This window comes from Brevibacillus sp. NL20B1 (assembly GCF_018195675.1).
GTDB classification, from domain to species: domain Bacteria; phylum Bacillota; class Bacilli; order Brevibacillales; family Brevibacillaceae; genus Brevibacillus; species Brevibacillus aydinogluensis.
The window spans coordinates 28,084-39,922 of record NZ_JAGTPT010000019.1; the positions used below are offsets into that span (position 1 = coordinate 28,084).

At 46.2% G+C, this 11,839-nt stretch carries 14 protein-coding genes; all 14 read right to left on the reverse strand.

Annotated features, from left to right (window positions below):
* Positions 1-24: 24 nt before the first annotated feature.
* The 14 genes from KDN35_RS13665 to KDN35_RS13730 all read right to left on the reverse strand — a co-directional run bounded on the left by KDN35_RS13665 (position 25) and on the right by KDN35_RS13730 (position 11,832).
* Positions 25-204, reverse strand: coding sequence for a hypothetical protein (locus KDN35_RS13665; protein WP_212132963.1), 180 nt, complete (start codon positions 202-204; stop codon positions 25-27).
* Positions 205-365: 161 nt separating this feature from the next.
* Complete coding sequence (locus KDN35_RS13670) at positions 366-1,835, reverse strand: type IV secretory system conjugative DNA transfer family protein (RefSeq protein ID WP_212132964.1); 1,470 nt, start codon at positions 1,833-1,835, stop codon at positions 366-368.
* 161 nt (positions 1,836-1,996) lie between these two features.
* On the reverse strand, positions 1,997-2,452 hold the full coding sequence (locus tag KDN35_RS13675) for a hypothetical protein (protein ID WP_212132965.1): 456 nt from the start codon (positions 2,450-2,452) through the stop codon (positions 1,997-1,999).
* A gap of 164 nt (positions 2,453-2,616) precedes the next feature.
* Positions 2,617-3,120: a hypothetical protein gene (locus tag KDN35_RS13680; protein ID WP_212132966.1), complete on the reverse strand. Its 504-nt coding sequence runs from the start codon at positions 3,118-3,120 to the stop codon at positions 2,617-2,619.
* On the reverse strand, positions 3,117-3,851 hold the full coding sequence (locus KDN35_RS13685; protein ID WP_212132967.1) for a replication-relaxation family protein: 735 nt from the start codon (positions 3,849-3,851) through the stop codon (positions 3,117-3,119). Before KDN35_RS13685 ends, KDN35_RS13680 begins: the two co-directional genes overlap by 4 nt.
* A 608-nt stretch (positions 3,852-4,459) precedes the next feature.
* Positions 4,460-5,029: a hypothetical protein gene (locus KDN35_RS13690; protein WP_212132968.1), complete on the reverse strand. Its 570-nt coding sequence runs from the start codon at positions 5,027-5,029 to the stop codon at positions 4,460-4,462.
* Positions 5,030-5,188: 159 nt separating this feature from the next.
* Positions 5,189-6,643, reverse strand: a complete 1,455-nt coding sequence (locus KDN35_RS13695) for a cell division protein FtsZ (RefSeq protein WP_212132969.1) — start codon at positions 6,641-6,643, stop codon at positions 5,189-5,191.
* Positions 6,644-6,936: 293 nt separating this feature from the next.
* Positions 6,937-7,194: a helix-turn-helix transcriptional regulator gene (locus tag KDN35_RS13700; RefSeq protein WP_212132970.1), complete on the reverse strand. Its 258-nt coding sequence runs from the start codon at positions 7,192-7,194 to the stop codon at positions 6,937-6,939.
* Between the two features lie 103 nt (positions 7,195-7,297).
* Positions 7,298-7,702, reverse strand: coding sequence for a prepilin peptidase (locus tag KDN35_RS13705; RefSeq protein WP_212132971.1), 405 nt, complete (start codon positions 7,700-7,702; stop codon positions 7,298-7,300).
* A 4-nt stretch (positions 7,703-7,706) separates the two neighbouring features.
* A complete protein-coding gene (locus tag KDN35_RS13710; protein ID WP_212132972.1) occupies positions 7,707-8,072 on the reverse strand; it encodes a hypothetical protein in 366 nt (121 codons plus the stop codon).
* A 310-nt stretch (positions 8,073-8,382) separates the two neighbouring features.
* Complete coding sequence (locus KDN35_RS13715; RefSeq protein WP_212132973.1) at positions 8,383-8,601, reverse strand: hypothetical protein; 219 nt, start codon at positions 8,599-8,601, stop codon at positions 8,383-8,385.
* 94 nt (positions 8,602-8,695) lie between these two features.
* Positions 8,696-9,568, reverse strand: coding sequence for a hypothetical protein (locus tag KDN35_RS13720; protein WP_212132974.1), 873 nt, complete (start codon positions 9,566-9,568; stop codon positions 8,696-8,698).
* 3 nt (positions 9,569-9,571) lie between these two features.
* Complete coding sequence (locus KDN35_RS13725; protein ID WP_212132975.1) at positions 9,572-10,429, reverse strand: type II secretion system F family protein; 858 nt, start codon at positions 10,427-10,429, stop codon at positions 9,572-9,574.
* 11 nt (positions 10,430-10,440) lie between these two features.
* On the reverse strand, positions 10,441-11,832 hold the full coding sequence (locus KDN35_RS13730; RefSeq protein ID WP_212132976.1) for an ATPase, T2SS/T4P/T4SS family: 1,392 nt from the start codon (positions 11,830-11,832) through the stop codon (positions 10,441-10,443).
* Positions 11,833-11,839 lie beyond the last annotated feature (7 nt).

Consider the following 11,839-nt stretch of genomic DNA (forward strand, 5'->3'; position numbering starts at 1 on the left):
CATCCTTATGGAGAGTAGCTATGATCAAACTTTCCAGTATTTTTCTTCTCGTTCGTCCAGGATAATTTCACCCGTTTTTATATCCACGCGAAAGAAAGGAATGAACGGTACCTCCTCACTGGTTTTTGCCGATCGCTTCTTTCTGATTGCTGACTTCTGAGTTGCTACCAACTGTTGTTTACTGACAACTGCTTGTCTTGCCATATTCCAACTCTCCACCTTTACCAAATATCTTGAGTCGTCTCCGCTAGGAGAACGCCCCCATCAAAGTTAAACCCGCTACGATCGTGATTCCTACCAAAACCAGGGTCAAAAATCGGCTTTTCATACGCTGGACACCCCCACTTCATTGAAAGGAAATCGTATTACCCTGTTTTTCGTTTGATTTTTCGTAACGTAAACCATGTCTCTTCCCCTGTAAGATTGGACTGCTCTGGAAACACAATCGTGATCTTCTTTCTCGTTCCCACCTCTTGTGAGACTGCTGTCTCCTGTGATTCGCTTGGGAAATCCCTCGTCTCTTCCTTCTGCTTTCTCGTCACTTTCTCCATCCATGCGAATGCTTTCCGATGTGCTTCCTTCCTTTCCGGTATGTGAACAAACTCCCCCTTCACAAGTTTGGGGACCTGTAATTGCCCATTTTTTACGATCCTGGCGACAAAGTGATAAGCCGGCAACTCCATGAGCTGTGTCGGGGTAAACCGCGGTACTTCCTTTTCCGTTTGCGATACTTTCTCCGCCATGAATGCCTTAATGCCCATATGGGTGTCGTACGTTTTAGTCTGATTTACGCGTTTTTCCGTCCCAAATAAGGCACTAAATTTCTTCGCATCCGCTTCGTGTTCGCAGGCGAAGATTAACTTGTTTCGGCAGTTGGTCATGATGGTGTCCTCCAATCCGGGATAACCATCTACCTTTAGCTGGGATATATTCTGAATGGCGATTGTACACGCATTTCGATATTTCCGTCCCAACGTCAATAGTCGGCGAAAATCCGGATTGAGGTATTCGGGCAGCTCATCTATAAACGTGTAATGTGGGCGTCTCGTCCATTGGTTCCCTGGCCGACGGAAAACAGCGTTTTGAAAGGTCATGATGGCAAACTGACCGAAAATGCTGCTGAGATTCCCTAACTCACCCAATGCGGAGTTGATGAGAATCACCCCTCCGTTAGCCAAATGTTCATCAAACCGGACGCTTTCCTCTTTCTTTTTCGTTAGCAGTTTCAACACCAGCTCGTTCCCCACCAAATCTTCCAACTGCATCCGAAGACCGGTAGAAATTTTGGTGAAGTTTTCACTGTCGAAAACCTCAACCTGAAAAAACTCCACAAGGTCATCTCGCCTGTGTTTTCGTTCATACTCCGTGATGTGTTCCTTCAGCGTTTTGAGATTCCGGAGCGCGCGGACAATATGCAGCAGATCGGCATCGTCTCCGTACAGCCGCTTCAACAGCAAAACCGCATTTCGCGCGGCCATTTCCTGCACCAATGCAAAAAAGGCTTCTTGTTTGCCAAAAAGCCTTTTTAATACGGTCCTCGTCATTTCCGCAACGACTTGAGGTTCGCCCAGCAGCGGGTTCAGACCATCGCTCCCGTCCCATGTTGGATCAATGCGTCGTACTGGAATTCCATAGGCAAGGCACCCCTGGTAAATATCCTCCACAAAGTCGCCGCTTGGCTCCAAAATCAGCATCCCGACACGGTTTCCCCGCTTATACGACTCCAAGATCTGCATAGCCATGGGAGAGAGCAAGTAACTCGTTTTCCCACTCCCCGTTGGTCCCACAACCAAGGTGTGCAAAAACGCATCCAAGCCGCCATAGGTAACGATCATATTCCTCCTCCTTTCCGTCAAAATTCAACCGGTCACGGACTTGTTTTGTTTCCATGTTCTTCCTCCTTCCTATATCGTAAATGGCCTTTGTTCCTTGCATTACTCTCATCGAAAAGTTCCTCACCAAACGCTTCAGAAAAAGCAGCCCGAATGAGCAACATTCAAGAACGAGATTTTACATATGCAACATAGATCTCCAAAATTTTAGTTAGAGCATTTAAATTAGTGACAATTTCACTAATTTCCAGATCAATAAAATCTAAAACGTCACTAACAAAAATATGCGCAAAAGTATTTCTTAAATCTAACGAAGGTTTAATCGCATCTTGCAATTCTTTAGGTAGTATCTTTTGTTTCATTTCTTCATAGTCTTTAAAAGAATATGCCTTTTTGATACATTTTGAAACCTTCTTGAAAAATTCAACAGCAATAACGTATCTATAGCGTATACTGTCTTCAAAAGGATTTGGTATGTTTAATGGGAGCTTAGCTATGATGTTAAGAGCAACTTCTTTACTTTTCATAAATTCAATTAATTCAAAAATTTGTATAGCATCACTCTTAAATTGGGGTACAGCGTATCGTACAACAAATTCCAAACTCATATCATTCGCCATTAAGATCTCACACCCTTGCTTGATATAACTTGATTATATCATCATTTGTTACACCTCCAGTCGATCATGGATTTAATAATTGGCCGTTATCCGAAGGTTAACTTATCTTTACACGTTACCGAGTCCCACTCATGAAAGGACCTTTCCAAGAACTCATTCATCCCTCATTCCCCGCCTGGACGGAATGGTTCGCTTGAAATCTCGCTTGTACGGTCTACCCCCAACTGGAATTCGATTAGCTCCCAATCTTGTCCCATGGCCTTTTTTACAGAGCGGGTCAACGTCCCCATGGGCAACGTTACCCATTGGGGAAGGGCAACAGTAAAGCGGTGACACATCTTGATGCCGGCCACAGCATATAAGATGGTCACCGCTAACGTGATCAACATCCAGTTCATTGACCCATCCCCGTTCCAATACTCCAAGGCCACCTGGTACAAGACGTGACGCACTTCATCTCCCTTCCATCCCATAAGAATCCAATAGGCCGCGCCCATCCACCATCCGGAATAAGACTCCTGTTTTTTCCATACCCACAGAGTTATCCCCAGTATCCACAAAATCCCCAACCAAAGCAAAAGAGGAATCCAGGTCATCGAGAGGGTGTTCGCGAGAACAAAACCTGCTACGACGATGACGAGAAACGATACTCTACCCTCACCCGTCATAAGGACCCCTCCGCTTTCCAGGTGTTCCCCCCTGCTGTTCTCATGGCTGCTTCCCATCCGGCGCCGAGACTCAAAATGGCGATTCCTTCATCGTAGGGAAGAACGTACTCCCAATAATCAGGAAGACCCCACTGTTCCATGCACCACCCATTTCGACTGAGAACGATCACGCCGTCCACGACACCTCGTACCCGACGGGATTCTTCTTTTGCCCGGTAGATCGGCAATCTCCCTCCCTGCGGTTCGATCACGAACAAGGCATACTTTTGCTCTTCCCAAATAAGGATGCCGCCAATACGAGATTGCTCTCGTTCTTGGCGGCCCCACCCGACAAATTCATATTTCGGTATCCATCTCCATCCGGCTTTTTCGCACGCTACTGCTACGTTCATAATCCATAGGCGGTTCCATTGCGCAACTTTGCTGTCATTCCGCCATTCTTCCCATCGGCGAATCTCGATCTCCAAACGTTCCAGGCTCCATCCCTCTACCTCAGCTAACACTTCTAGCCCTTTTTTCAGTAGATACCAACAGTATCCCCTCGGCCACTCCCGGTTGTAGATTGCTCGTTTGGCAATGTATCCGCGCTCTTGTAATGTTGCGATTCGGGTATACCCGTATCTTCGACCGTCAAAAATCCGTTGCCGCAGTACATCTGACGTGCAACCACGATACGCCCATATCATCCGAAACAGTGCAATGTCATTTGTCGTGATTTCTGGTGTTCTCAAAAGCGTTCCCCCTTCTGCGTTGCTGTACGGCTCGCAACCGTCGAGTGCTGGGCACTCTCCCACTTGCTCGCCCGTTTTCTTTTACCGATCAACTTTCAGAATAGCCAACATTCCCTCTTTCCACCTCCGTGGAATGGTAGCCTTCCCCCCGGCATTATTGAGATCCCCTGGCTGCTGGTCACCTGGGCAGATTAGGGGCTTCAGCCTCCGGCCTTAGCCCCTAATCCCACCGGAATTGCCCTTTGATTGCACAACCCCGACCCCCAATCTCTAAAACCCTTAGAACGACATGGGATAAGGACACTTCTTTCATATGGAATCTGTCTTTTTGCTCCCTCCCTGTAGTTAACCCCCGAAAGGCAGATATGGAACCAAAGAATCTTCTCAACACCCGGCACCTGAATTTTGCTTTCCTTAAATAGCACCGTTCAAACATAGGGAATCAAATGTTTCTAGCGAACCCCTGTTTTTACCCTCTGTATCGTATGGATTCTAATTTGATTCCATAGGATAGCCGCTAACGTCGCGTGGAAATTTCTGTAGATTTTTTTGATTCCATATGAAAGGGCGCTTTGATTCCATACGTAAACACCCACTGTTTTTCGGGTTTATACCGCCAAAAAATCCATTAATTTTCGTCTGGGCAGCACGTACATTTCTGTGTGGGGGTGATCGGCGTTTGGTTCATAATCAAACAAAAGAGACACCCGACTTTTGTTGTCGTCGGGGATGAAATAGGCGTTTACCAACGCATCGATCATCCACTTGTACACGTGGTTGTCAAGGTCGATGAGAAGATTGGAGGGATAATGGTTCCGAATCCAGACCGCTACGGGCTCCTGGAAGTAGTAACTTCCCACTCCATCTCGCGTGTTACAACTGTCCCAAGCCTTCCTGCGGTCCGGCTGCCAGAATGCTCGCAAGGCTTCTTCTGTTCCCACCAACCACTCCTGCTTGATCTGCTCTCGCAACCCTGGTGCGTGATTCTTCAATCGACTGAACACAGGAGCCAATTCCGGATAGACCACCCGAAAACAATGGTCTTCCAATGGTTCCAACACCGGTTGAAAAGAGCATGGATGTCTCTTGGAATTCCTTTCTTTCATCCATTCCTTTAGCTGATACAGCACTTGCAGAAGAAGTTCATAGGTTTGTTCCACCCCTGTACGTTCCCACATAAAACCACCTTCTCAATAGATTGGGCAGAGGATACCTTCGCCATCCGTTGGGATGCTATCGGCATACGTACCACTCGCCCCAAAATGCTGGATTCTCGGCTCTTCTTCGTAATAGTATTAGGATACCGACAGTATCCATTGGGATGCTGTTGGATGCTGTTACTGGTTTTCATGAAGACGAATTTTCCGAAGGGCATCAAAGCGGTTTCCTGATCGTTGACCAAAACGGTTCGGCTGCCCTTCGTTACTCCCCTCCTGATTCTTGGTGACGGCCGACTGTGATCGACTGAACACTGACTGAAATCCTCCCCCAAAACCACTCCCTCCGAATTTGTTCGATTTCGGCTGATAGGGGTTGAACGTAGACTGTTTCACATTTTTGATAGCAGCGGACACATCAACTTCCACTTCGGATTCTTGTTGAATCTGCTCCTGCTTTTCCTTGATTGTCTGGAGTTCTTTCGCTAACTCGGCGAATCGGCTTGGCATCCCCATCCCGGCAAAAAAGGTGTAGATGACCGCGTAATTTTCATTCCAGATCGGATCGCCAAACTTGCCCCTCATCTGCGTGATTGGATTAAAGTCACTTATCACTTTTTTGATCGTTCGTTCCGTGATGACATCCTTGAAAAAGTCCGCGTTGGACGGCCGCAAAATAAAACCGCCGTACATCGTTGCGGTTTGGTACTGGTGTCCGCAAGAAAAGTACCCTTTTTCGATGCTCGCTTTCATCTTCGCTTCGAGCTTTTCAATAGTAAAATCCGGTTCCAACCGTGCTTTCGCGATCGTCAGAAGCTTGCCGGATAGCTGCATCAGCTTGATAAAATCGGAAGGGTCATAGGTGACGTTGTCACTCCCAAAGTTGGCCGGGATGAGATTGGCTTCGTGTATGGTACTAATGACCGCGTTATTCCCTTCGTCTTTCCAGGACAGGCTCGTATGCTGGAGTGTCCGTGATCCCTTTTTCAATTCAAAATCATGGTATATCTTCTTGTTGTCGGTTAAAATCACACTGGCTAACGGTTTCGTGTCAGAGGATTCAAACAACTCCTCCTGTGTTTTGAGAAAATCCTGAATTTCCTTCAACAGTAGCAAGGCGTTCGCGATTTCATCTGGGTCGTCAAACGGCAAGGAAATAAGTAAGGTGATCGGAACAGGAAAAAATCCCTCTTTGATCAAATTGAGGGTCAGCGACCCCCATCCAGTTCCTACCCCACCTCCTGCGCCAAGGGAAATAATCAGATGATCCACATTTGCAAATTTCTTTTCCATGGCCAAAGCCAACTGGCTTCTCAATTCATTCGCCTTGGGATTCAACGTTGGATCGAACAACTCGACCACAAGAGAAGGGGTCCGGGCAGCTCCTTTCATTCCGTCGAAGTGAATGCGATCTTTTTCCGGGATATTTTTCAGGTGAATCATATCCGCTTGGGCAAAGTTGATTGCCAACGTTGGGTAGCACTGTGTCCCATCTGCAAAACGATAACCAGCAAAGATATCCGCATCCTTGTTCCCTTTTTGGCCGGCGCCAATCACACCAAATCGCAAAGACACGTCTCGGATAAGGCCGCTGTTTGTCATCACCTCTAATTCCTTACTGTTCATCAAGCTCATGATATCCCCCCTCGTTTGAAGTCAGTAACAAATAATCCACAAACGCCTGTCCTTCCTCAGAGAGCGAGTAGAGCGTTTCTCGTCGTGGTGTCCTCAACTTAAGAAGTCCGGAAAAATACAGTGCTTCAACACAAGCATGGACAACCGTTTTACTGTATCTGCTCGTATCAATGATCGATTGTTTATTGATCTCTCCGCTCTCCCCTATAATGCAAAGAACGTCCTTCATGGGTTCAGTCAGTCGGCTAGAAAACAAGGCATAGTGCTTCTCCTCATACAATCGTGTCATAAATTCACACCATTCCTTTAGTTGTCTCGATTTCTTTTAGAAGCCAAAATGGCAGTTCACGCTTGTACATAATGTTTAGCTTTCTTATCACAGTTTGGCTGTGTTTTTCCGCCGTGTAGGGAGAAATCTTCATATGAGCGGCAACTTGAGGGATGGAGTACCCTTGAAGCAGCATGGACAGCACCTTTGATTCTTGGGGAGTTAGGCGATACTTTTCGGAAACTCCGATCATCAGTTTGTCAAGCAACTGGTTTTCTGTCATCGTCAACACCTCCATATCTGTCATCTGGAAAGATTAAAATGATCGTTTGCCTACATGGATTTCGGGCAGAGACAACTCCCCCTCTGGCAGCTCTTTTTCCTTGCTAGCTCACTGAAATCGTCGGCAGCAGGATTACGAATGAAACCGCGATAAACGGTGCAAACGGTATATGAACCTGTTTCTTCACTTTTGAAAAGATGAGCCCTGACAAAAACGACAATAAGATTACCCCATTTACAAGCGGGAACCCGAGCGCAAATCCCAAAAAGGTAAGGAGTTTCATATCCCCTCCCCCAATCCCATTTGGTACGAACAATGCGAGTAGCATCAGCATCAAGAACACAAACAATCCACCGAAAACAGAATTCCCCAATTGGTTATGGATGTAATGATACAGGAGCGCAACCACCATTGACGGATAGGTCAACCAATCCGGAATGATCCGCCATTTCCAATCGGCCCAAGCAGCAATGAGCAGGGTAATGAGAGAGTACCCAATGAGTATCACTTCCTCACCTCATCCAGATTTGTGATGTGAATGTTGCCGACGCTCGTAAAGGAACTTCAGCCGTAATTCCGATGATTTTCAAAGACTTGAAAGTGTAGGTAGACGAAACGGCAATCACACCTTCCTCCCCTTTTGCCATTGGACCGGCTGAAATCGTCAAATCCCATTCAGCGGGGTCAAGTCCGGCATCAGCAAACCGTTTCTGCAAATAGGGAATCGTGCCATCCAACAGCCCGCCATGTTCCCCCATCTTTTGAGCCGTGTCGTTAATACAAACCTGAGCATTCAACCATTTTCCTCCCCATTGAACAAAGTCGCCCATAAGGATGAAGAACGGGAAAATTAGGGAGAAGATGATTAAATACTCCATACTGATGAACCCACTTTGATTTCTGAGCGTTTTCATTGAAGGATCACACTCCGAAATTCATGTACCTTCCCGGCATTTCGTACACTGGCTGTATAGTCGGAAAAATACGAGTGGAGCCACGGCAAAATCATGGAAGCCATACCGAAGATCATCACAGCTGCAACCACAAGGATCACCTTTTTTTCCATCAGAACCGTACCAGACGTATCAAGATACCATCGTCGGAAAAACCTTTGCATTCGCCACCTCTCCTTTCGAAAATCATTTCATTAAATAGAAAAACCGGGCGTTTCAGCCCGGTTACCGTCTCTTACCAGCTCACTTCTTCGTTAATCTGGCTATTGTTCTTAATGGAGTTGGACGTTTGATCCCAATAGTCTTTCAGGAAGATATAGCCAAGGCTGCTGAATCCAAATACGCCTACAACAATTACGACCAACAGAATTTTCTTTTCCATCAATACCGTACCACGGTTATTACGAATCGTTTTAATCAAGGCTTTCCCTTTTTGAATCATTTTGTTCCACATAATAAATCCTCTCCTACATAGAAATTATTGGGTATGATTTCTTTCCTCGTTGGTACCGTCTGCTCAGGGGGATCTCTCAATCGAATCCCTCCTTTCAAAAGGCAGGTCCTTTTGACAGCATGCTGACCAAATACAACGCCATCAGTGTGGCAATGAACAGGATGCCATCTAAGGCAATAATCATATTCATCGACTTTATCTTGGCGGGACGTACTTGCTTTTCGCGCTCCATGAGTTTTTTGTCCATCTCCCGAAAAGTCGATTCCATTTGGGCCAAAATTTCCTGCCCATCTTTCCCAGGCCCAACCGTCATGTATTGAGAAAGAGCTGCACTAAACTCAATCAACTCGGGTACTTTTGTACTCCTGGCAAACTTTTGGACTGCCTCCTGCGGTGACAGAAATTCCAAGTCTTGTTTGAGTACATCCGTGTATGCTTTCAACCCACTGCCTGTTCCGTGTTCGCAGGCAATTCGCAGGGCGTCCGAAGGGGTTTTCTGTCCCTTGAGCAACAGTCTTACGGTCAATGCAAAGTTAGGTGTTTCCTTCCGTATCTCTTCACGCAATTTCTTTGCTTTGTTTCTCAATTCTCTCCTTGGCTCTAAGAAAAAATATACGGCTAATAAAACCCCCAGGACGAGAATGAGCCAGACTTTCATGATCATGTAAACAATGAGAAACAGTAACAACACACCAACCAAATACACAAACTGTTCAATGACAATCTGCTCGGGCGTCTTCTTGGAATCGGCATCCGCTAGTTCTTGCTCAATCGCAGCTCTGGTTTTCTGCAAATATTTTTGGGTCAGAGGAAAAAGGAATTCAAATGACCGATGCCAAGTTTGATCGGGTTTGACTTCCTCCAAAAGGATCGCTGCCCGATAGGCGGACGAAGGTTGAAACAGGTAATACAGCATGAGAAAAAGGAGGAAGGCCAACAGCCCTCCCCCAACCACAAGGAAGATCAACGATCACACCTCTTTTCGAATAATGAAATAGCTAACAATGGGGACAAAAAGAGCAATCCCCAGGTACAAAGTCAACAGACACTGTCCAACCAAACTTTTTGTGTATACGGCAAATATGTCTGGCTGAAAGAAACGGAAGAATGCCACAGCAGCAATAAACAAATAGGAAAGCCAACGATTTTCTCGAACGGCACTTAACATCGCATTGGCCAAATCCATTTTTGCCACTCGCTTGGTTTGGAAGTAGGCACCAGCTACCAGGACACCCTCGGCTGCGCTATCACCAACCGACTGACTAATTTCGGCCATTTTCACAAACAGCTTCATTTCGGGTACCTTTAGCCGTTCCATCATTTCTTGTAAGGCTTCCCCGATCAAAACATCACTGCTGTGGAGTTGATACACACGCATAAACTCACTTTTCAATGGTTCATCCAGACTTGGAATCGTAGTCTCCAACGCACGTTTCCAGTTTTTCTGAATGCGATACGCGGCACCTAAATTTTGAAGCGCCGGTCCCAATTGCTCTTTCGCCAGATCCCGAATGTGGCGTTCCTTATTGAGATAAAACATCTTGATCGAGAAGTAATTGGCAATCAATACGAGTATCATGATAAAAGGGTTAAGAAAAAGAAAAGACAGGCCAACTCCGATTCCAAAAGCAAGCCCCCACCAAATGACTTGTTTCTGAACCGAAACCCCCAGTCTTTCTCCCTCTGCAAAAAATCCGCTTCGCTCTTTTTTTGCTGGCTTGTTCAGTTCAATCCACTTAATCGGCTCTCTTTTTCCTGATTCAAACCACAGCAAGAAGAGGAGACAAAGTAACACAACTCCTAAGGCCAATAAAACCGCCATGCTCATCAATGTCCACCTCAACCAACCGGTTGGAGATACTTTTCGTATCTCGCTTTAGGAATTTCAGCATGTTGGAACATTTTGACCAAGCGTTCAGAGATGGGATTGCTGCGTACGAACTCCTTACTCTCCCAATCGAACTCAAAAATCGGATTGAGGTGCAATTCACCATCCTTATCAACGCCAACAATCTCCACAATTTCAAACACACGACGACGGTCATCTTCGGCAAAGTGCTTCTGCATCATGATAATGTTGAGCGACTTGGATAACAGTCGGTTGGCGTCCTGTTTGGTCATAAACCGTGCCAAAAGCATACTGATTCGTTCTGCCAATTCTGAAGCACTGAGGCCGTGCATGGTAAACCACAGCGGGTGTCCAATCAAGGCAGCTTCAATCGCCGCCAGGAGATCCTTCTCTTTACGGATTTCCCCAATGATCAATCGCTTTGGCGTCTGACGCAAACTGGTTACGACCAACTTTTGGATCACAACGTCCAACGCCTCATCTTCCATAATCCGACACTCCTCGGAAATAAAGTGATAGCCTTCCTCGTAGGGATACAACTTTTCCAATCGCATTTCTGCGGTGTCCTCGATAACGATAACCCGCTCGCCTTTTTTAATAAAACCGGCCATGAGTTTGAAGGTCGTGGTTTTTCCGGAACCGGTACTCCCGCCCATGCAAATGGAGCATCCCCCTTCTACAATCAGTTTGATAAACTCAAACATCTCAGGCGACGCCGTTCCTTTCTCCAGGAATTCCTTTTCGGTCAACGTGATCGGAGGAAACTTTCGGATGGTCAAGATGGGCCCCTTCATTTGACTGATGGGTTGCCACACCACATTTACCCTGCATTCACCGATTCGCGCATCCACAATCGGATTTTTATCCGATACAGACTTCCCGCAAGAATTCAGGATTTTGGTGACGATGATGGTCTCAAGGTGCTTTTGATTGTCAAATTGAATCAGATCACCAGCAGGTCGGTCTTTTCCGTTCTGCTTTACCCACGGTTGATCGTACCCATTAATCATGATTTCGGTGATGGAGTTATCCTCCAACGCATCATCCAAAGGCCCCAATGAAAAAATGTCTTTCCAAATTCGAAGAACAACATCATCAATACTCATGCCGGCTACAAATTTTCGTTCGATCTGCAGGTAGTTACGGATAGTCCGCTCTACTTCCGGCTTTCGTTTTTTATTGAACAGTGCATCTTGAACGAGTTTGTTATGTTCGTTCATGAGAAAGTTCCGTACCTCATTTCTCACCAATTCATAGTCGGTACTGGTGGGTTCCACCGTTTGTTCTTCCTCTGCCCTAACCATCTTCGTAGCGGCTTGCTGGCTTTGCAGTTGTTGCAGATTTACACGACCTCTATTTAACAAGATCGTTTCATGTGACATCGTTGAT